Source organism: Dehalococcoidia bacterium (assembly GCA_041653995.1).
GTDB lineage: Bacteria > Chloroflexota > Dehalococcoidia > GIF9 > UBA5629 > CAIMUM01.
Map to the genome: position 1 here is coordinate 67,601 of JBAZEK010000002.1, position 22,050 is coordinate 89,650.

A 22,050-nucleotide genomic window follows, 5' to 3' on the forward strand; every position below is an offset into this window, starting at 1 on the left:
GTGCAGCGCTTGGGAAGCTATTGCTATTGTCTATTATTCAAAGCGCCACAGGTAGTAATTATAACCCATATTGATGCCCGGCTCGATGCCCTTGACATTACTCTGAAATCCCCGATTGGCGCGCGTATATGTAATAAAGTCCACCGGCTGTTCCTCCGATATCACACGTGCCAGTTCCCCATACATAAGTGAGCGATCGTCTTTATTCATCCCCTCTTCAGAGCGTATTTTCTGGAAAAGCTGATCAACCCGGTCATTGAAAAAGCCAAATGAATTGAGCCCGCCGTCCGAGGCAAAGAAAACGCGGCTGCCGGATGGGGCAAGGGGATCGGTATTATGCGCCATAAGAGTCATATCCCAGTTCTCGTCGCTCACGGCTCGCGGGCCGTTATTATATCTCGGCTCCTGATCCGTGCCGGGCTCCCTGTTCATCATATACTGCCTCAGAAGTGTAGGCCACTGCACCCATTTGACCTCGACATCTATACCGACGGCCGCCAGCTCCTGTTTGATCAGCAGGGACATGGACTCCACCACGTCGCTTCCGGGTGTGGTCACCATCAGCAATTTAACCGGCTTGCCGTCCTTGCCCAGCAGAATGTCGCGGTCGCCGTTCTTTGTATATTCATATCCGGCTGCCTTGAGCAACTGCATGGCCTGTTGCTTATCGTTGAGGGGAGCCACGCCCAGCTTCATGACCGTGTTATCGCTGTACCAGGGTGAGCTGGACGGGATAAAGCTGTATGCCGGCTCTGCAAAGCCCAGGGAGATCTTCTTCGCAATAGTCTCCTTATCTATGGCCATGGACAGCGCCTGCCGAACCTCTTTCCTGCGCAATCCTTCCCAGCCGTTATCTCTCTGGTTATAAGCGATAATGTTATAGCCCCGGGTCGGCACCGTGTATACGTTGATGTCCGGCATTTTCTTGAATTTGGCTACATTCTGCGGCTCGATTCCGCAATAGGTTATATCGCCGGCCTCCAGCGCTGCCTGCATCACCGCCGAGGTTCCAAACATTTTGATTATATATTCATCGAAAAACGGCGCGCCGTTATCCTTGCCCAGGAAATACTGCGGGTTGCGGGAAAGGACGTACTTATCGTTTTTCAACCACTGCTTGAATTTGTAAGGACCGAGGTTACCGGTATACGAGAGGTCGTTGAATTCCCTGGCCCTGGTAAATGCATCCACATCCCCCTCGTACTTCAAAGCAATATATTTTGGATAGGGTATCAGGTTATATAACGTGTAAATAAATTCAGGCTGTACACTTTGCCGTGTTATCGTAAAAGTCGTGTCATCAACCACAGCGGGAGTAACGAAAACCTTCTTACCGCCTGCATCCTCCTGCCAGTCATCCTTGTAATTATAGTTCAGCCAGTCCGAAAACATCAGGTTTTTTAAAGTATAGACGTAATCCTCCGCAGTGACCTGTGAGCCGTCACTCCATGTGAGGTCATCACGTATGGTTAAGGTATAGACCAACCCGTCCGGCGATACTTCGATATCCTTTGCCAGGCAGCGAAGAACGATGTCGAACTCGTTATCGTAATTCGCCAGCGATTCCAGTGTGAATCCCACATAACCGAAAGAAGAAGCGTCGGCAGCCAGTATCCAGTTGAGAGTCTCGGCCTCACCGCCCGACACGTCGCCCTCGATAAAACTACCCCTTGTAGCAGGCGCAGCACAGGCCGACAGAGAGATTGCCAGAAGCAACGCCAGGGTAATCGCAGCGAAACTGCTCTTTACTACTGTATTATTCAATTTTTCCCTCACCTGTGATCCGCGCCGCCCGATTTACTCCGTATACCACAACTGGTAGTTATAGAACATGTTAACCCCGGGTTCAATTCCCTTTATCTTGTCGGCAAATGCAAAGTTATCCTTGTAGTAGACGATGAAATCGACAGGCTGAGCATCGGATACGGCCTTAGCAAGCTCGCTATATATCTTCTGCCGGTTGACCGGGTCAACAGCCTCAGCGGAGGATGCTCTTTTATAAAGGTCATCTATTTTATCATCGAAAAAGCCGAAGATATTTAACCTGCCTTTGGTTGAAAAGAAAATCTCACTGCGGCCTATGGTCAGGGCATCGCCGAAGGACGATAGAATTACCAGATCCCACGGCTGGCTGCTCACAGCCCCCGGGCCACCATTGTATTCCGGATTCCTGTCGACGCCGGGCACCTTGTTCATATAAATCTCGCGCGCAACAAAATCCTGCACCTGGTACTTGGGTTCGACCTCAAATCCGATACTATTCAGATTCTGGCCAATGATGTAAGCTGCGGCTTTCTGAACTTCGCTGTCAATGGCAACGGGCAGTACCAGTTTAATTGCTTTGCCGTCCTTATCCACGAAGCGCTGCTTGCCGTCGATGTCCTTCATCTCGTAGCCGGCGCTTTTTATCAGCGCGATGGCTTTTTGTACATCAGCGGCAGCGTTCATGCCGAATTCCTGAGTCGCATTCTCGCTATACCAGGGCGAATAGGGTGGGATGATTCCATATGCAGGCTCGGCATATCCTCCGAAGATATCGTTGATGACGGCCGGCTTATCGATTGACATCGATATGGCCTGCCTGACTCTGGGGTCTTTCAGGCCGATCCACCCGTTGTCGCGCTGGTTGTAGGCAAGCATCAGGAATTGCCCCGATGGGATGGTTACAACTTTCAGGTCCTTGTTACCACGAAACGTATTGGCGTCCTGCGGTTCAATAAATGCATAAGATATCTTCCCCTGGTTCAGCCCCTCATTTATGAAATTCTGCAGGCCGGGTTGATTGATAACATATCCCTCAAAATAAGGAGCGCCGTTATCTTTGCCCAGGTAATAATAGGGGTTCCGCTCCATCACCAGGCCCTCGGCTGACGTCCACTCAATAGGCCTGTAGGGTCCCAGGTTGCCGCAGTAGCTCATATTGTTAAACTCCGGCGAAGCGATAAATGCGTCGGCCATGTTTTCATAATGGCGAGCAATATTTTCGGGATAGGGCATCAGGTCGTATACGGCATATTCGAAATTAGGATCAGCGGTTTTCCTGACGATCCTGAAAGCAGTGCCGCTCACCGCTTCTGCTTTAACCGGCACTAAATATCCTGCGACCTCCTCCTGCCAGCGTGATTTGTCCGCACTTTCCAGCCAGTCCGCCAGCATGATGTTGTTAATTGTGTACACGTAATCATCCGCCGATACAGCGGTCCCGTCACTCCATTTCAGGTCATCCCTGATAGTGACGGTATAAGTCAGCCCATCCGGAGCCACCTCCAATTCCCTGGCAATGCATCGCGGTTGCAGCTTATACTGGTTATCGTAAACGGCCAGCGGCTCAACCATAAAACTGGCATACCTTCTTGAGGCCCCTCCATCGGTAGCAATTATCCAATTAAGTGTTTGCGCACTTTCACCAAGTTGCGATTCGACAAATGTACCCTTAACGGGGTGAAGTTGCGGCTGTGTTGCCGTGCATGCGGGTAAAAGCGTGATAAAAATAGTAATGACCGTTGCTAATACTAATATCCTCTTCATATCTCTCCTTTGACTTTCTGCTTTTATAACGCGGCAACCGTCAATTGGTTGCAGATTTTCACTGTACGATTTTCTGGAAATTCCCGGTACAAACCCGGCTGACCGGGGAGAATATACTAACATAATTATAGGTTCAGTTCAAAGGGGGTTGGTATGGGTTTTCGTCACTTCAATGCCTATGTTATTTAATAGCTATTTTGGCTGCAATAATAGCAGCCCTATGTTTTGCACGGTTGGCTTTACTGAATCCGTATATCGGATTACCAATTATCGGGGTGGTAACTATCTTATCTGCCTTTATGGCGATCAGAAGCAAATCTAAAAAAGATTCCAAAGATGATGATTCCAATAACTCCGACAAAGATGATACAAATAGTATTACACTCAAAACACCCAAAAATTCCATCAAGGAAATCAGCACCACCAAAGGCCATGTTGACATAGTTACACAAGATTATGAGTGCAACCAGAGCACCTATAATAGCGATACAGATATATACCACACGCATACAAAACCTCCCATCCTCAAATGCGATTGTCATTCTATCATACGTAATAGTAGAATAGTAACGTACTTACACAAAGTATTTAAGATGCCAACATATAGGAAATTATATTTTCCACCTTTCAGTAACCCTTTATGTGTAGAACCGACTGGAATAAACGAGTTTAGAAATACACACATATTTGGTTTTTTCCCATATTTCACAGGTGCGGATATTCAATTGTTATTTAAAATCAAGTATCCCCGTAAATCTAAATTTAAAATAGATATTCTTGAATATTCGTGGAGGTTATTAAACGGAGAACAGGAAGAAGTTAAATACGCTGATGTAGGCAGACTAACAAGAAGTATAACTGATGATGATATATTGAGGGCATACCTAAAATTACCACATTTAAACAAAGCTACGCATTACAATCTACAACTACAAGTAAAATTAGGTGGCACTATACTCCAAGAATGGGATTCTATTTTAGATTTCGACCTATTGAACAAAGATAAAATCTTCTTCGATTTTGTTTTGGGCATTGCTGGTTTAGTTATAGGTACAGCGATAGGAACTTTAATAGGTGTCTTTATACAATATACTTTCCATATTAGATAGCTGTTATTGTTTAGGTTATAAGTTTAGGTCAATCGCTAAAACTAATTTCTATAACTATATACAAAAAATATCCGTTTAGCTATAATCCGAAATAGTGAAGCTAAGTTATATTTGAATTAGCTATGGATGAAATGAGATGTAAATACTGTCAATCATCGAACACTATCAAGTACGGTACACTCACTACGGAAGATGGTATTGTAATACAGCGTTACTTCTGCAACGATTGCAATCGTAAGTTTGTACCCAATACATTACCGAGTATGCAGACACCTACTGACCAAATATCTGCTGCTATGGGAATGTATTACCGTGGCATGTCTTTAGATGGCATACAGGGACAACTTAAAGACCAATTTGGAAATGAAGTATCGGAATCCACTATTTATTACTGGATTGTACGATTTACTAAAGATGCTGTTGATAAATCCAAGAACTTTACACCTGAAGTTGGAGATGTATGGATTGCTGATGAGACTGGTATAGATGTACACGGTAGCAAGCGTGACCTCTGGTTCTGGGACATCATAGATGCTAAAACGAGATACCTTTTAGCATCGCATATATCCAGCACACGTACAGCGGAAGATGCACAGGCGCTTATAACAAAAGCGGTGCAGCGAGCAGGTAAATATCCAAGAGTAATAATTACAGATAAACTGCACGCATATATCGATGGGGTGGATTTTGCGGTTGGGCATAATAACGTTGCACACGTAAGAAGCAAGCCATTTACTACGGTTGACAGTACAAACCAAATAGAGAGATTTCACGGCACGTTCAAGGATAGGACAAAGGTAGTCAGAGCATACAAAAACGTTGAAGCTGCTGACCTGATAACTCAGGGATGGCTAATTCACTACAATTTCTTTAAACAGCACGAAGCTTTGGGTAATGTGCCACCGGCAGTCGGGATGGGTATTCCGTTACCGTTCCATGACTGGCATGATGTAGTAACCAAAACAGCCCCTATCAGCCAAATATCCAAGCCAAAACCAATCATCAATGTGCTAACACCTGAACAACAACAAAGGCAGAAATTACGTCTACAGATTAGAGCAGCAGTAAAGAAGCACGCTGCCAAGAAAAAAGCCAAGCGAATTAAAAAGCAATCAGCAGCAATATTGATGGTAACAAAGAAATGAGCCACCAACCACGTTTGAACTTAACCTAATTATACGTTTAAATGAAGTGCTTTTTCATTCCGTCGATCAGTTCATCCACCTGCTCAGCGGTCTCAACGCCCACGCGACGCATGGCCGTATCGATCTTCTCGTACCTGGCGGCGTCGAAGATATCGTTGAGCTTTTCGTAAAGCCCGGCCCGTCTGCCCACGCGGTAATTGAGCCTCTCCCTGAGAGGCATTTCGAGATAACGCTCTATAGTGTCGAGGCACGCCTGTCTGGCCTGCGGAAATTTCCCCTCCAGCTCTGGCAGGAGGTTTACTATATGGTCGCTCTTCAATTCTCCAGTGAAATCCAGCCTCGAGATAAAATCGCCTGTTTCCTTTACGATCTCATCCTCGTCCAGCACATTATATTCGCCGGATTTGACCCTTTCCCAGAGGGGCAGCGTCTCCCCCACCATCAACGTCCTCAGCCTTATGAAATCCGGATTTATACGGTTGAGCACCGCCGCCGATTGCGCGGCATGCTCCTTTGACCATAGCCTGCCCCCCAGCCCGGGCATGTAATATTCGGACAGCTCTATACCGGCTTCCTTTATATTGCTGCCACCCCTGATATGGTCGTCGGCAGTCATACCCTTGTCCACAAATTTAAGCACTTCGTCGCACCCGCTCTCCATGCCTATATGGATTCGCGAAAGGCCGGCCTGCCTCAGCTCTGCCAGCTCATGAACGGTTTTCTTGGCGGCCGTCTTTGAGCGGCAATATGACGTGATGCGATCGAGGTCGGTAAAATTGTCTTTGAGAGCTGATACCACTCGCAGCAGATCTGCATGACGCATAATGATGCTGTTCGCATCTTGCAGGAATGCCGACCTCCCGCCGGCCCACAGCCACAATGCCACCTGCCTGACCGAGTCGTTATTGGTCACCAGGCTGTGTATATAGGCGGCCACCTCGCGCGGCTGGTTGCCGAAGCCGTTCTGCCACCCGAACTCCTTGATACCCTGCACTATGGCCCGGGCTGTCTCTATATCTTTTATCACGTCCTCAGCAGGTCGCAATTCGAATTTACATCCCCTGTAGGTGTGACAGAAAGCGCATTTATTCCAGGGGCAATTGCGCGTAGCGCGGATTAGAAGCGAGTAAGCCTCGCTGGGAGGCCGTATCGGTCCGGTCTCAAAGTAGTACTGATTCAGCTTTTCCAGGTCCATGTTGTCATTTATTTTATCGCTTAAGTTATCTCGGTGGAAATTCCACTCTACCAGGGCGCAACAGCGATCAAAGTGCTAAAATCTGTTGTCATGCGGAAAAAAGATAACGGCATCGCCGTGGTTTCTTTCGATGTGGAAGGTACCCTGGTAACCACTGATTTCAGCAGCGCGATCTGGTTCGAAATGATACCGGAGCGCTATTCCAGGAGGCACGGGTTAAACTTTGAAGAAGCGACCATTAAGGTCAGACAGGCCTATGACAGCATCGGTGATCAGCGCCTGGAGTGGTACGATGTCCAGTACTGGTTCACCCGCTTCGACCTGGGTGACGCGGATATCGCCATGGAGGAACTGCAGCCCAGGGTGCAGTACTACCCGGATACCCAGGATGTACTTAAACAACTTAATAAAAAATACGTGCTGAGCGTGGCGTCGGGATCGCCCAGGCCTTTCTTAAAGCATCTGCTGCGGGACATCGAGCACAATTTCCGCGCCGTTTATTCATCGACCTCCGATAATCAACAGGTCAAGACCGCCGATTTCTGGGCCGCCATGTGCCGTGATCTGGGTGTGGACCCCGGTCAGGTAATACATATAGGCGATCATATGCAGTTCGATTGCATCGAGCCCGCCAGCATCGGCATCAGGGCCTTCCACCTCGATCGTGACGGGAAAACCGGTACTGCCGGGTCACTGCAAAGCCTCAATGAATTGACTCTCCTGCTGGCAGGTTGATAAATTAAACGATGGAGGAGAATAATGGCGATTACGGTTACTACGCTGGTTGAAAATACATCGGGGGTACCCACGCTTTACGGCGAGTGGGGCCAGAGCCTTTTAGTCGAAGCGGACGGACTGAAAATCCTTTTCGACACCGGCCCCAGCGGGCATATCCTGGACAACGCAAGAACGCTGGGAATCGATCTGAGCACGGTTCATAAAATAGTCATCAGCCACGGCCATTACGACCATACCGGCGGTCTCAAGGATGTTCTGGCCCTGATACAGAGCTCGGGTAACAGGCCGGATGGCATCGAGATTATAGCTCATCCTGATATCTTCCAGGAAAAACATTTCTATCTGAAAGGTCTTCCCGCCAAATATATCGGCATGCCCGGCACACGCGCCGAGCTCGAAGCCCTGGGTGCGCGCTTTAACCTGTCGCGGGACCCGGTCAGAATAACCGATAGCATTATGACGACCGGGGAGGTGGATGTCAGCGTCGATTACGAGCATATCGACTCCACGCTGCATACTAAAGAAGAGGAAGATTACGTCCCCGACATTCTTTCCGACGACCTTTCACTGATAATCAAGACGGAGAAGGGGCTGATCATTTTGCTGGGCTGCGGCCATAGGGGCTTGATTAATACTATCCTGCATGCACGTAAAATTACCGGTGTCGGGCAAATCTACGCCGTTATCGGCGGCACGCACCTTGTCAGCGCCAGTAAAACCCAGATGGACGAGACTGTCAATGCATTAAGGAGTTTTAAAATTGCTAAACTGGGTGTCTCGCACTGCACCGGCCTGAAATCAGGCGCCATCCTGGCAAACGAATTCAGCGAGGCTTTCTTTTTCAACAGCGCGGGAACCAAGACGTTGCTGTAGCATCCCCGGTCAAACGGGCAGCCTCTCCACTCTTATCAGTGGCAGCAACCTTTCCACGTCGCGCTTATGGCACAGCTCTGTGCCGGGCGTCAATGTAGCCGCCGTCCCGGCTGCCACGGCAAACCGTGAGGCCTCTTCCAGAGTGCCTCCACCGCTCAGCTTGAAGACCAGGCCCGCCACCGCGGAATCCCCGGCGCCCACCGTGCTCATAATGTCCACGCCCGGCGGCACGACCCTATAAATAGCATCCTTATCGCCGATAATCATGCCTTCCCCGCCGCACGAAATCGCTGCTATGCCGATTCCGTTGCCGATCAGGGTTCTTACAGCATGCATAATATCATCCTGGCTGGAGAGATCGATGCCCATGGCGGTCTGCGCCTCCCGCACGTTGGGTTTGACCACGTCCGGCCTGGCTTTGATACCCTCCTGTAGCCAGAGATCGGCCGAGTCGAGCACAGTGATGATGCCCAGCGCCTTCATCTCACGAATGAGGTCCCTGTAAATATAAAAAGGCACACCCGGCGGCACGCTGCCGGCCATAACCATATATTTAGGCCTGGGCTTGAGTGATACGACCTTGCCCACCAGTTTCTTAAGCTCACCGGCTGAGACTCTGGGGCCGGGTGCAGAGATCCTGGTCTGACAGTGTGTCTTGAGATCAGTGATGATAAAGTTGCTCCTGATCTCAGCTTTGATCGGCGTGAAATCACAGGGGACGCCCTGCTGCTTCAGAATTGCCCTGAGCGTCCTGCCGGTGAATCCCCCTGCGAAGCCGTATGCAGTCGTTCTGCCGCCCAGCTCCTTAACCACCCTGGAAACATTGATGCCCTTCCCACCAGGCTCCCGTTTGAAGCTGAGCCAGCGATTGGTATCGTCCAATATAAGATTCTCCACCGCCACATGCCTGTCCAGCGATGGATTCAGTGTTACAGTCGCAATCAATCAGATCTTCTCGACTTTGAGCATGTTGGTGGTGCCTGATTTACCCATTGGTACCCCAGCGGTCACCACCACCAGGTCTCCCGCGGAGCAAAGGCCGCATTTGCGACCGGCATCGGCGGCCTCTGTAAACATATTCACCACCAGTTTAGGCTCACGAATTTTAAGAGCTGTCACACCCCATGAAAGGGCTAACTGTCTGCGTATGGACTCTATGGCGGTAACGGCCAGTATGGGCGTGCGCGGTCGGTATTTCGACACCCGCCTGGCGGTGCTGCCCGAAGCCGTATAGGCTATGATGGCTCTGGCTCCCAGCTGGTGCGCCGTGTGGCAGGCCGCATAGCTGATGGCATCATCCGTCAGCGGTTGAAGGTACTTACCACGGCTGGCCATATTTTCATCGTAGGGCAGTGCAGCCTCCGCTTCAAGGGCTATGAGGGACATCATTTTCACAGTCTCCACAGGATATTGACCGACGGCCGTCTCCTCGGACAGCATTATGGCATCCGTGCCGTCGAAGATAGCGTTGGCCACATCGGTGGCTTCGGCGCGTGTGGGCACGGGGGAATCAACCATCGACTCCAGCATCTGGGTTGCCACGATGACGGGTTTACCCGCGTGATTGCATTTTTTAATAAGCTCTTTCTGCACAATCGGCACGCGCTGTATGGGTATCTGCACGCCAAGATCGCCGCGCGCCACCATCACGCCGTCGGCAGCTTCAAGAATTGCATCGAAATTATTCAGCCCCTCGAGACGTTCGATTTTGGCGATTATCTTGGCTGTCGATCCCCTCTCCACCAGGAATTCCCGCACCTTTATCACATCTTCAGCGCAGCGCACGAAAGACAGCCCCACAAAGTCGACGTCCTGAACCACAGCGAACTCGAGATGCCTCCAGTCCTCTTCCGTGATAGCATCGATATCCCATGTCACCCCGGGCACAGCGATACCTTTGTTGTCGTATAGCCTGCCCCCGGTGACGACCTTGCATTTGACTGAATCGGCGCTGATAGATTCCACCTTAAGGCTGATCAATCCATCATCCAGTAAAATGGTCTGTCCCAGTTTCACATGATGAGGAAGATCGGGCAGGTCGACCGATACCTGCGATTCATCCCCGAGCACGTCCCGCGTGGTCAGAATGAAATCGGCTCCCTCTCTGAGCCTGACGCCTCCTTTCTTGACCTTGCCGGTACGGTCCTTCGGGCCGGGCAAGTCAAGCAGCATGGCCGGAGACAACTTCAATTTGGTCGCCTCCCGGCGCAGCAGTCCCAGATACTCGGCATGCTCTTCAACGGTGCCATGCGAGGCATTAATGCGGGCGACATTCATCCCGGCCTCCAGTAGTTGTCTGATCACAGAGGGCACTATGCTGCTGGGGCCGATAGTGCAAACGATTTTGGTTTTTCGCAGGGTCAGATCCTGCTGCGGCAATTTGGCCATCTCCAAACCTAATACCTGCGGTACCAGCCCGCGTCCGTATCCGCCAGTTTTTCTGCGCTCAGACCAAACTTACCGTACCAGGGTCGGGCATAGCGCCCGGCTATCTCAACCAGCTCCTGCATCCGTTTGGCAGCAGTCCCCGATAAGAAGCTGATCCTGCTATCTCTTGATTCCATCTCAGTTGCCTCCTGCCATATAGCGCGTCCGCCCAATAACCCGGAGGCGCCGGCCTGGCAAGCGATGGTCACCTGCTGCTTGAACGTGTCATAGTCTACGCCTGCGCTGAGAATAACCCAGGGGACGGACGATGCCCCATCAAGCTGCCGGCAATAGTCGGCCAGTTTGACCGTGTCTTGCTCATATTTCAAATCCGCCGGAAACTCGGCTTTCAGCACATCAATCGGCAGGGCGGTGATCTGCCGCGCCGTCTCGATCACCATCTGAGGCAGATTACGAGCAAATTCGGCTGAATCCATGGATTCACCCTCGACCCGATAGGTCTTGGGCTCGACCAGCAGCGGAATGTCGTATTTAATACAGTCTGCCGCAACGCTCTCGATTATTTTGAGCTGTTTCTTCGCCAGTTTGCTGATATCAGGCCTGTAGTAGATCAGTATCTTTACCGCCGATGCGCCCATACGCTTGATCTTCTCCACACCCCAGTCCTTGAGCAACGCGGTAAGCCGTCCAGTTGGATCCTTCTGGTATCCGGTGGCCTCGATGCTTACCAGCAGACCTGTCTGCCCTCGCAAAGCGCTGCCGGCTATACACTGAGCAGCCCCGTATTCCGGATCGAGTAATATTCCACTGGAGTGCGGCCCCAGCGCCGAGCAGATATCCAGCTTCATCTGAACGATCTCAGCATAATCCGGGGCTTCACGGTGAGAGCCTTCCATCATTGAGACAAGCCCGGAGCGGTGGTCCATGGCACACATAACCAGCAGCCCCGACGGCGTCGCTATCTGCTGCAGCCCCCGGATTTTTCCTACAGATATCTGCTTGTTCTTTCCGCTCATCATGTTAATCAATATAGCCGTTTGTAATTCCGATTACAAGTCGACCGCAGTATAGCCTGTAATAAAAATCGCAGAAGATTTATAATAACAAGTTGTCGCCCGGGAAACGGGCAGCAGGAAAATCGTCCGGAAAAAGTGATGCAAATTACAGCTTCGACAGACTCATATAATATCAACTCGGTCTGCTGTAACAGCAAACTGACCTGGTATTACATAGAAAAGGCCACGGAGCGCGAGGTCCAGTATCTCTCCGACAACTTCCATTTTCACACACTGGCGCTGGACGACGTGCTCAGCCGCAACCAGCGACCCAAAATTGATGACTACGAATCATATCTGTTTGTGATCCTGCACTTCCCCGTTTTCGATAAGACCAATCGCGTGACCACGCCCAGCGAGCTTGACATCTTCATAGGCGAGAACTACGTGGTCACGAGCCACAAGGGCGACCTCAAGCCGCTCTCCAAGCTGTTCAACGAGTGTCTCATCGATGAAAACGTACGCCAGAAATACATGGGGCGCAGCGCCAGCTTCCTTTTCTATCAATTGCTGGACCGCCTGGTTAATTACTGTTTCCCAATCCTGGACAGGATCGAGGACAATGTTGATAAGATCGAGGACCTTATATTCTCACGCGCCGTTCCCGAGACGGTGAGAGAGATCTCCATGATCCGCCGTGACCTGATCTCATTCCGCCGCATTATCCACCCTCAGATAGCCGTTGTGGAGGAGCTGGAAAAGGAGAAATATCCGTTCTTTAAAGAAGACCAGGACGTGTATTTCGGCGATATAGCCGACCATATACGCAAGATCTGGGACGGACTGGAAGACTGCAAGGAGGTTGTGGACGGGCTGGCGGATACCAGCAACTGGCTCACTTCGCATCGCATCCAGGAGGTTATGCGGGTGCTGACCATCGTCATGGCAATGATGGCGCCGGCCACCCTGATTGCCAGCATCTACGGGATGAATGTTCACCTGCCGGGCGGAAACGGATCGGGTGACTTCCTCACTTTCGTCGTAGTCATCGGTTTTATGCTGGTCACCGCGGGCGCGATGTTATGGTACTTCCATCGCAAGAACTGGATTTAGGTGCAGGCGCATGGGAGCAACCAGGGGATTGTCTTACTCGTACAGGTTCGTTTTCATCACAGCGCTCTTCATCACATGTCTTCTGGCTTCCAACATCCTGATCGTTAAGCAGATCGAGGTTTTCGGCCTCCCCCTCCCGGCTGCCGTTGTAATCTTCCCTCTCAGCTACATCTTCGGGGATGTGTTGACCGAGGTATACGGTTACAGCCAGGCCAGGCGCGTCATCTGGCTGGGCTTTTTCTGTAACCTGCTGATGGTCAGCGCCATCTGGCTGGTGGGCATCCTGCCGGCCTCATCGGTATTCGATGCGCAGGCCGCCTATGAACGGATACTGGGCAATACTCCCCGTTTCCTGATTGCCTCTTTTATCGCTTACCTGGCCGGGGAATTTGTGAATTCCTACGTTATGGCCCGCATGAAGATGTTAACCAAAGGGAAATGGCTGTGGACACGCACAATCGCATCAACCGTAGCTGGTGAGGCAGTCGATACAGCCATTGTACTCCTTATCGGATTCTGGGGAGTGCTGCCGCCCGCGTTCATTTTTTCTATGATACTCTGGCACTGGTTGTTTAAAATCTGTTATGAAATCCTGGCCACGCCGTTAACCTATACACTGGTCGGGTATCTTAAGAAGGCCGAGAACCTCGATACTTACGACTATGGGACCGATTTCAATCCCTTGCGGGCGGATTGATTAGGCCCTAAAATTTAATTGGAACGTGGAACAGCGGTTTATCGTGGATGCCAATGCGGGCAAGCTCGCCAGATGGCTGCGTATGATGGGCTACGACACAATCTTCTTCAACGGGCCTGACGATGGGAGCATGGTTAAACTGGCGCTGGCGCAGGGCAGGACCGTTATCACCCGCGACACCGAGTTCATGAAAAGGCGGGCTGTTGCCGGCGGCCGCGTAAGGGCTTTGCTGGTATCGGGAGATAACCCTGTAGCACAGATGCGTACAGCCATTTCAGCGCTGAACATAGACCGGGACTACAGGCCTTTTACCCGCTGTCTGGAATGCAACGCCGAGCTTTCCAGCAGGGATAAAAGCGAGGTGACAGGATCGGTGCCGGCGAGGGTTTACGACCTGCAGGAGCAGTATATGCAATGCCCTTCCTGCGGACGCATCTACTGGCGCGGGACGCACTGGGCCGCGATGAACAGGAAGATGGCTGAGTTCGACGCGGAGGAACGGCCGCCGGCGCAAGGAGTAAGTCGATGAAGATCGTAACTTCCGATCAGATGAGGACGATAGACCGCAAGGCGGCCGATGCCGGTATCGCTACATCGTTCCTCATGGAGAACGCCGGGCGGGCTGTGGCCGAGGAAACACGCGGTTTCGTGGATTATATGGCGGGGAGAATCGTCCTCGTGCTGGCCGGTCCGGGCAACAACGGAGGCGACGCCCTGGTCGCAGCAAGGTACCTTCACGAGTGGGGATCTGATGTAAGTATCTATTTATTGAGCGAAAGATCGCTTGAAGATAAAAACCTGGCCCTGGCCAGGCAACACGGCATACCTCTGACTTTTATGCATAAGGACATCAGGTACGCAAAGCTGAAAAACGTCCTGTCCAGGGCGGAGGTGATGGTCGACGGTATACTGGGCACAGGGCGCGCCCGGCCGCTCGAAGGCAGGTTCAAAGAAATTCTTGACATGATCAACCTTGAGAAGCAGCGGCGGCCGCAGCTTATAACGGTGGCCATCGATATACCAACAGGTATGAATGCAGATAGCGGCGCCGTGGATCGGAGCTGTCTCAAAGCAGACCTTACGGTAACGCTGGGCCTGCCCAAGCCCGGCCTGTATAGCTTCCCGGGCGCAGGCATGGCGGGCAGGGTGGTAGTCGCCGACATCGGCATACCCGAGAGGTTGAGCCGGAACATCAAAACGGAGCTGATCACCGCAGAATGGGCCCGGCCTGCCCTGCCGGCGCGACCGGCCAGCGCCAACAAGGGCACTTTCGGCAGGGTGCTTGCCGTGGTGGGATCGGAGAACTACATTGGAGCCGCCTACCTGGCCTGCATGGGCGCCGCACGCGTCGGAGCGGGCGTGGTCACGCTGTCAACCGCCAGAAGCCTGCAGCCGATACTGGCTTCCAAGCTCACCGAGGTCACTTACGCGCCGCTGCCGGAAACTACAAAGGGAACACTCTCGGCAAAAGCTTCGTCGGCTATTTTAAGCATACTGCCGTATTACAGGGTGCTTCTGATGGGCTGCGGCCTGGGACAACATCCTCATACCAGGAATTTCGTGCGAACTGTGCTGACAGGCCTGCCGGAAAAACCGCCCGTGCTGATACTTGACGCCGATGCGCTCAATATCGTTGCGGGCATGGATGGATGGTGGAAGCAGCTTCCCGCCGGCACGGTCGTCACACCCCATGCCGGCGAAATGTCTAGGCTGATGGGACTGTCCATAGAGAAGCTGCAGGGTAACAGGCTGGAGATGTGCCGCAAAGCCGCAGCGCACTGGGGCAAGATCGTCGTGCTCAAAGGGGCCTACACCATCATCGCGGATCCCGCGGGCAGCGTACGCATAAGCGACTATGCCAGCGCAGGACTGGCCACGGCAGGCACGGGCGACGTACTGGCAGGCGCCATCGCCGGACTGGCCGGACAGGGCATGCCGTCGTTAGATGCGGCCGTTCTGGGAGTTTACCTGCACGCAGCGGCGGGGGAGATGGTGAGAGCTGAACTGGGTGACGCGGGCATGCTTGCTACAGATCTGCTGCCGGCCCTTCCGAAGGCAATCAGGGAACTTGCTGCAGGGGCGGGTCTTTAGACCTGCCCGCTCTTCCCGGCGCATCTGTAGCAACGCCCCTACAATGTGGGTGCAGGGGATGATTTACACCTTCATTTATGTCATAATGAGTTACTATGCTGCTGGCGATCGATATAGGCAATACCAACGTTACGTTCGGCGTCTTTAACGGGGATAAGATCAAGACGACCTGGCGTGTCTCCACCGCCATCCACCGCACATCCGACGAATACGCTCATCTGATGCTGTCCCTGATGGAACGGCGGGGAGTAACCGGGCCGCAGATCAAGGACGTGGTCATCTGCAGCGTGGTCCCTCCCATGCTGATCGTCTTCGAACAGGTGTGCAAGAGCTTCCTCAAGAAGGCACCACTCATTGTAGAGGCCGGCGTCAAGACGGGCGTCCGCATCGATATGGACAACCCGCGCGAGGTAGGGCCCGACCGTATCGTCAACGCCGTCGCAGCCCATAATCTGTATGGAGGGCCGGTCATCGTAATCGACATGGGCACCGCCACCACGTTCGATGTCGTTTCAAAAGACGGCCGCTATATCGGAGGCGCCATCGCCCCGGGCATTGCCATCGCCACCGAGGCTTTATTCACCCGCACGGCGGTACTGCCCAGAATCGAGTTGGCCATACCCAAGAAGGCCATCGGCCGCAACTCTGTGGCCGCCATGCAATCGGGCATAGTGTTCGGATATATAGGCCTGATAGAAGGACTGGTGCAGCGCATACAGGCCGAACTGGAGGTGAAAGCCAAGGTGGTTGCCACCGGCGGCTTCGCCACCATGGCGCCGCAGGCCTCCGCTGTCATAGACGTCGTTAATCCGGACCTTACCCTAATCGGCCTCCGCCTGATTTATAATATGAACCGGGACTAATCATTAGTTTAAACGTAGGGGCGTACCTTTGAGTGCGCCCGGGAAAGAAACATGGCAAATAAAATAAAAACCATTGTACTGGGCGTAACCGGCAGCATCGCCGCATATAAGGCGGCTGAGCTTGCCAGCCGTTTCACCGCTGAGGGCTTCCGCGTCGACGTCATTATGACGGAATCGGCGCAGCAATTTATCTCACCCCTTACATTCCGCAATATCACAGGGCGGCCGGTGTTCACCACCATGTGGGACCTTGCCTCCGAGTTCAGTGTGGAGCATGTCGCTCTGGCAGAGGCGGCCGATGTCGTCCTGATAGCGCCGGCGACCGCCAATATCATAGCCAAGATCGCCTGCGGCATGGCCGACGATATGCTCTCCTGTACCGTACTGGCCACCAAGGCGCACGTCGTCATCGCACCGGCCATGAACGACAACATGTGGTCCAACGCGATCACACGGGAAAACGTGGCCAGGCTGATGAAGCGCGGCTTCACCTTCGTCGGCCCGGCGCGTGGGAGGCTGGCTTCGGGCAAGATGGGTCTGGGACGCCTCACCTCGCTGGACGAGATATACGGCATTACCCTGCAGGTGCTCGGCAGGAAGGGCGACCTGGCGGGCAGACATATAGTGGTCACTGCGGGTGGTACGCAGGAGCCGGTGGACCCCGTACGCTGCCTGACCAACCACTCATCGGGCAAGATGGGCTATGCAGTCGCTGAAGCTGCGCGCAATCGCGGAGCGGAGGTAACCCTTGTCAGCGCCCCCACCGCACTTGCCACGCCTCCCGGGGTCAAGGTCATTGCTATCAGGACGGCTGCAGAGATGTTAAAGGCCGTTCAGGACTCGGTGAAAAAGGCCGACGCGCTCATTATGGCCGCCGCCGTGGCCGATTTCCGCCCGGTTAAAGCCTCCTCACATAAGATCAAGCGGCAGGACCTGAGCGAGCTGACGGTTGAACTGGAGAAAACCCCCGATATACTGGCCCAGGCCACGGGCAATTTCGTGCGCGTCGGTTTCGCCGCCGAAAGCCGGGATTTGATCGCCAACGCCGGAGATAAAATCAAAAGAAAGGGCCTGGATTTTATCGTGGCCAATGATATCACCGAGAAGGACTGCGGCTTCGGCACAGAGACCAACCGTGTGACCATCATCGACAGTAAGGGCAAGGTCGATGAATTGCCCCTCATGCCCAAGGATGAGGTGGCGGACAGGGTACTTGATAAACTGCGCGGAGTTTTGAAATAGAGGCCGTCAGTACCTGCAAAGATTCAAGAAAACCGCGTGCTAAGATAACCTGACCATGGAATCGAATGAAAGGATTTCCCCGGACCACGAAAAAATCCTCGGCCGCCTGCTTTCCTTAAGCGACGGTATATTCGCATTCGCCATAACCCTGCTTATAATGAATATCGTACTACCTTACGGCACCTCCAGGGCAGAGGTGCCGCAGGCGCTGCTGGAGCTTTGGCCAAAGTACCTGGCTTTCCTCATCAGCTTCGTGGTTATCGGGCTTTACTGGATTGTCCACGTGCGCCAGTTCCGCGTTATCCGCAAGTACGATACCGGATTGCTCTGGCTCAACCTTCTCTTTCTCATGTTCATCGTGCTGATCCCCTTCTCCACCAGCGTTTTGAGCGATTTCGAGGAGACAGCCAGCGTCGTTCTCTATGCTGCGAACATGGCATGCGCCGGCTTCACGGCCACCGGGCTATGGATATACGCAACCCGCCGCAAGCTGATTGATGCAAAGCTTGGCCCGGCATGGGTCAGACGCGGTATAATAACAAACCTGATTGCGCCGGGCTGGTTCGCCCTTTCGATCGGGCTGGCTTTCATCAATCCCAACCTTGCAGTCTACTCGTGGCTGCTGATAGGTGTCGCTCACCGGGTCGTCGACTGGGTACTAAAGCTGCCCAAAGCCGACGAGGATATTTAATAAACGCGGGGTTAAACATGCCTGATATACCTAAAGCCTACGAACCTAAAGACGTGGAGCAGATCCGCTACAAATTCTGGCTGGACGGCGGCTATTTCAAGCCGAAGATCGACCCGAAGAAAAAGCCCTTCACCATCATCATGCCTCCACCCAACGTCACCGGCGAACTGCACGTTGGTCATGCCCTGACGGCAGCCCTCGAAGATATCATGACACGCTGGCACAGGATGAAGGGCGACCCTTCGCTCTGGCTCCCCGGCGTGGACCATGCCGGCATCGCCACGCAGGTGGTTGTCGAGAAGGAACTGGCTAAAGAGGGCCTGGACCGCCATCAGATAGGGCGCGAAAAATTTGTGGAGCGCACCTGGGCCTGGGCCAACAAATCGCGCAGCGCCATCACGCACCAACACGAGAGGCTGGGCGCATCCTGCGACTGGTCGCGCGAACGTTTCACCCTCGACGACGGCCCTGTCAAGGCGGTCAAGACCGCCTTCGTGCGCCTGTACGACAAAGGGCTGATCTACCGCGGCGAGCGCATTATCAACTGGTGCCCGAGGTGCAGGACGGCCCTCTCGGACCTCGAGGTGCAGAACAAGGACCTCGTCAGCAACATGTGGCATATGAAGTATCCCTATGCTGACGGCAGCGGCCATATTACGGTGGCCACTACCCGCCCCGAGACCTATCTGGGCGACTCCGCCGTAGCCGTCAATCCCGAGGACGGGCGCTACACCTCGCTGGTCGGTAAAAAAGTCATCCTGCCCTTCATCAAGCGCGAGATCCCCATCATAGCCGACGATGCTATAGACAGGGAGTTCGGCACGGGCATGGTCAAAGTTACCCCTGCCCACGATCCTGTGGACTTCGATATCTCACAGCGGCACGGCCTGCCCGTCATCCATATACTCAATCCGGACGCCAGCATGAACGATAACGCCGGCCCTTATGCCGGCCTGGACAGGTTCGAGGCGCGAAAAAAAATAGTGGAAGATTTCGAGAAGGCCGGACTGATGGAGAAGATCGAGCCTTACTCGCATGCCATTCCCCACTGCTTCCGCTGCTCAACGGTGATCGAGCCCGAGGTCAGCAAGCAGTGGTTTGTAAAGATCGCCCCACTGGCTGCTCCGGCCATCGAGGCTGTCAGGGACGGCCGCATCAAGATCATCCCGGATCGCTTCATTAAAATCTATCTCAACTGGATGGAGAATATACGGGACTGGTGTATCAGCCGCCAGCTGTGGTGGGGACACCGCATACCCGTCTGGTACTGCCATAAATGCGGAGAGATGACGGTTGCCGTGGATACACCCGCTAAATGCGGCAAATGCGGCAGCAGTGAGATCGAGCAGGACCCCGATGTGCTGGATACCTGGTTCAGCTCCGGCCTCTGGCCGCATTCCACGTTGGGATGGCCGGACCAGACCGATGACCTCAAGTATTTCTATCCCACCTCCGTCATGGAGACGGGCTACGATATCCTCTTTTTCTGGGTGGCGCGCATGATCATGATGGGCATCGAGGACGCGGGGGATGTGCCCTTCCGCACGGTTTATCTTCACGGACTGATACGCGATGAGAAGGGCGAGAAGATGAGCAAGATGAAAGGCAACGTACTGAATCCGTTGACCGCCATCGACCAGTACGGCTGCGATGCCCTGCGTTTCGCGTTGACCACGGGCACCGCTCCCGGCAACGACCTCAACATGGGGCAGCACCGCCTCGAGGCCGGGCGCAATTTCGCCAATAAGCTGTGGAACGCCGGCCGCTTCGTGTTGAAGGCGCTCGAGGCTGAGCCGGTCACCAATAAGGCCTTCGCCGAAGCGGGAACTAAAGGCCGAAAGGAGATCGAGGACCGCTGGATAGTATCAAGGTTGAACCGGCTGATAGGTGAGGTGGACCGGTTGATGCATGATTTCCAGTTCGGAGAGGCCGAGAAGGAGATACATGACTTTCTGTGGGGCGAGTTCTGCGACTGGTATATCGAGATAGCCAAGCAGCGCCTGGGCGCTAAAGATTCTCCCATAGCCGTGCTGGTATATGTGCTGGAAAAGTCTCTGCGTCTGCTGCATCCCTTTATGCCATTTATCACGGAGGAGCTCTGGCAGAACTTGAAGGAACGGCTGCCCGGCGAAACACTCGATTCGCCCGCACTTATCATCGCGCCTTACCCCTCAGCAAACCAAGAACTACTGGACATGGAAGCTGAGAATCAGATTGAGAATGAGATTGAGATTATACGTGCAATTCGAAATACGCGTGCTGAATATAAAGTTGACATCAACAAACCGGTAAAAGCACGTGCATATATGGCGACCTTTTCTACATCAATAGGATTGAGGTCCAATATCATAGGAAAACTATCAAAAGCGACGATAGATATCCAGCCCATGGAAAAACGACCTTCCACCAATGAAAAGGCGGTCGTATTAAATTTAAGGAATGCCGACGTGGTCATCCCGCTGGAAGGAATGGTGGACATAGAAGCGGAGAAAGCCCGGCTTTCTAAAGAGATGGCCGTGCTGGAGCGCGAGATAGCGCGCCTCACACAGAGGCTGGAGGACGCCCAGTTCACCTCCAAAGCTCCGGCAGCGGTGATAGAGAAAGAGAGAGCGCGTTTAAGGGAGTACACGGACAAACTTGCGCGCATGAAGGCCGAGCTTCAGCAGCTCGGCTAAAGCTTGCGGTTGGACATCCTGCGATACATCAGCAGCAGCGCTTTCTTGGTGTCGCTGGCCACCCTCGATTTCTCGCTGGTCTTTACCCTGTAGCGGAAGAGCCAGTAGGTGAACTCCTTGAGCTCGGTCAGTGTCAGAGATTTGCGGTGCGAATACCTCATCTCTTTCTGGAAGCTGTTTAACAGGTCGTTCAGCTCAGCCCTGTAGATTCTTTTATATGCCCTGGCGGCCTCTTCTTCGGGGCCGAGAGGTACGATGCTGGCCTTCCTGACCTCATAGATGGTTGCCAGCAGTAAAGCCTGCTCAATCAGAACGCCGTAAAGGTAATTTAAATAGGCTCGATATTTGGCCGGCCCCAGCGCCGCCTTGAATTCCTGCTCGCTCATCTTAACCGGGGGCCGGTCGAAGAAGAGCAGACCGTTCAACTCATCTTCGGGTATCGAACCGCTTATCTCGTCACAAAGCCGCTCGGCCAGGCGCAGCCAGTCGAATGCCTCTCCTCCCACCAGGTAGAGGTAATGCTCCCCCTTGTATTCCTCCTCCGTGCTGCGCCACATGGCAATGGCCTCGAGCAGCACGGTATACCAGTTCCTGCCGGCTTTAACCTGGTCTTTGAGATGTTGTATGGCGCGCGCATCGCCCGCCAGGGCCGCCGCACTCCGGGCCCGGTCATTATCCTGATGCATTCTCTTCATCGCATTTTACCT

At 53.1% G+C, this 22,050-nt stretch carries 19 protein-coding genes; 12 read left to right on the plus strand and 7 right to left on the minus strand.

Annotated features, from left to right (window positions below; all coding sequences use genetic code 11):
- Positions 1-33: 33 nt before the first annotated feature.
- Both WC359_06535 and WC359_06540 read right to left on the minus strand, forming a co-directional pair.
- Positions 34-1,764: an ABC transporter substrate-binding protein gene (locus WC359_06535; protein MFA5400076.1), complete on the minus strand. Its 1,731-nt coding sequence runs from the start codon at positions 1,762-1,764 to the stop codon at positions 34-36.
- Positions 1,765-1,797: 33 nt separating this feature from the next.
- Positions 1,798-3,528 carry an ABC transporter substrate-binding protein gene (locus WC359_06540; protein ID MFA5400077.1) on the minus strand — a complete coding sequence of 577 codons (1,731 nt, stop codon included), beginning with the start codon at positions 3,526-3,528 and terminating at the stop codon, positions 1,798-1,800.
- A gap of 197 nt (positions 3,529-3,725) precedes the next feature.
- Between WC359_06540 and WC359_06545 the strand changes: the two genes are divergently transcribed.
- Positions 3,726-4,637 (plus strand): hypothetical protein, encoded by a 912-nt coding sequence (locus tag WC359_06545; protein MFA5400078.1) that lies wholly within the window; start codon positions 3,726-3,728, stop codon positions 4,635-4,637.
- A gap of 122 nt (positions 4,638-4,759) precedes the next feature.
- Complete coding sequence (locus WC359_06550; GenBank protein ID MFA5400079.1) at positions 4,760-5,782, plus strand: DDE-type integrase/transposase/recombinase; 1,023 nt, start codon at positions 4,760-4,762, stop codon at positions 5,780-5,782.
- A gap of 37 nt (positions 5,783-5,819) precedes the next feature.
- On the opposite strand, the gene WC359_06555 is transcribed toward WC359_06550, so the two are convergent.
- Complete coding sequence (locus WC359_06555; protein ID MFA5400080.1) at positions 5,820-6,977, minus strand: radical SAM protein; 1,158 nt, start codon at positions 6,975-6,977, stop codon at positions 5,820-5,822.
- 72 nt (positions 6,978-7,049) lie between these two features.
- On the opposite strand from WC359_06555, the gene WC359_06560 reads away from it, so the two are divergent.
- Positions 7,050-7,712, plus strand: a complete 663-nt coding sequence (locus WC359_06560) for an HAD family hydrolase (GenBank protein MFA5400081.1) — start codon at positions 7,050-7,052, stop codon at positions 7,710-7,712.
- Positions 7,713-7,736: 24 nt separating this feature from the next.
- Positions 7,737-8,588, plus strand: a complete 852-nt coding sequence (locus WC359_06565) for an MBL fold metallo-hydrolase (GenBank protein MFA5400082.1) — start codon at positions 7,737-7,739, stop codon at positions 8,586-8,588.
- Between the two features lie 9 nt (positions 8,589-8,597).
- Here WC359_06565 and pfkB read toward each other — a convergent pair whose 3' ends face one another.
- From pfkB to WC359_06580, 3 genes are read right to left on the minus strand one after another with little or no spacing between them, the layout of a single operon-like run.
- The gene (gene pfkB, locus WC359_06570; GenBank protein MFA5400083.1) at positions 8,598-9,533 is read right to left on the minus strand and encodes a 1-phosphofructokinase; all 936 of its coding nucleotides are present in this window, start codon (positions 9,531-9,533) and stop codon (positions 8,598-8,600) included.
- Positions 9,534-10,976 carry a pyruvate kinase gene (pyk, locus tag WC359_06575; GenBank protein ID MFA5400084.1) on the minus strand — a complete coding sequence of 481 codons (1,443 nt, stop codon included), beginning with the start codon at positions 10,974-10,976 and terminating at the stop codon, positions 9,534-9,536.
- An 8-nt stretch (positions 10,977-10,984) separates the two neighbouring features.
- Positions 10,985-11,992: a tagatose 1,6-diphosphate aldolase gene (locus WC359_06580; GenBank protein MFA5400085.1), complete on the minus strand. Its 1,008-nt coding sequence runs from the start codon at positions 11,990-11,992 to the stop codon at positions 10,985-10,987.
- A 138-nt stretch (positions 11,993-12,130) separates the two neighbouring features.
- Here WC359_06580 and WC359_06585 point away from each other — a divergent pair, with 138 nt between their 5' ends.
- The 8 genes from WC359_06585 to WC359_06620 all read left to right on the plus strand — a co-directional run bounded on the left by WC359_06585 (position 12,131) and on the right by WC359_06620 (position 21,343).
- Positions 12,131-13,084, plus strand: coding sequence for a magnesium transporter CorA family protein (locus WC359_06585; GenBank protein ID MFA5400086.1), 954 nt, complete (start codon positions 12,131-12,133; stop codon positions 13,082-13,084).
- Between the two features lie 10 nt (positions 13,085-13,094).
- A complete protein-coding gene (locus tag WC359_06590) occupies positions 13,095-13,781 on the plus strand; it encodes a queuosine precursor transporter (protein ID MFA5400087.1) in 687 nt (228 codons plus the stop codon).
- 25 nt (positions 13,782-13,806) lie between these two features.
- Positions 13,807-14,310 (plus strand): Mut7-C RNAse domain-containing protein, encoded by a 504-nt coding sequence (locus tag WC359_06595; GenBank protein MFA5400088.1) that lies wholly within the window; start codon positions 13,807-13,809, stop codon positions 14,308-14,310.
- Positions 14,307-15,872 carry an NAD(P)H-hydrate dehydratase gene (locus tag WC359_06600; protein ID MFA5400089.1) on the plus strand — a complete coding sequence of 522 codons (1,566 nt, stop codon included), beginning with the start codon at positions 14,307-14,309 and terminating at the stop codon, positions 15,870-15,872. Before WC359_06595 ends, WC359_06600 begins: the two co-directional genes overlap by 4 nt.
- A gap of 95 nt (positions 15,873-15,967) precedes the next feature.
- Positions 15,968-16,735: a type III pantothenate kinase gene (locus WC359_06605; protein ID MFA5400090.1), complete on the plus strand. Its 768-nt coding sequence runs from the start codon at positions 15,968-15,970 to the stop codon at positions 16,733-16,735.
- Positions 16,736-16,786: 51 nt separating this feature from the next.
- Positions 16,787-17,977 carry a bifunctional phosphopantothenoylcysteine decarboxylase/phosphopantothenate--cysteine ligase CoaBC gene (gene coaBC, locus WC359_06610; protein ID MFA5400091.1) on the plus strand — a complete coding sequence of 397 codons (1,191 nt, stop codon included), beginning with the start codon at positions 16,787-16,789 and terminating at the stop codon, positions 17,975-17,977.
- Positions 17,978-18,032: 55 nt separating this feature from the next.
- The gene (locus tag WC359_06615; protein MFA5400092.1) at positions 18,033-18,668 is read left to right on the plus strand and encodes a TMEM175 family protein; all 636 of its coding nucleotides are present in this window, start codon (positions 18,033-18,035) and stop codon (positions 18,666-18,668) included.
- A gap of 17 nt (positions 18,669-18,685) precedes the next feature.
- Positions 18,686-21,343, plus strand: coding sequence for a valine--tRNA ligase (locus tag WC359_06620; GenBank protein ID MFA5400093.1), 2,658 nt, complete (start codon positions 18,686-18,688; stop codon positions 21,341-21,343).
- Here WC359_06620 and WC359_06625 read toward each other — a convergent pair.
- A complete protein-coding gene (locus WC359_06625; protein ID MFA5400094.1) occupies positions 21,340-22,038 on the minus strand; it encodes a hypothetical protein in 699 nt (232 codons plus the stop codon). The two genes, WC359_06620 and WC359_06625, sit on opposite strands and share 4 nt — an antisense overlap.
- Between the last annotated feature and the right edge of the window lie 12 nt (positions 22,039-22,050).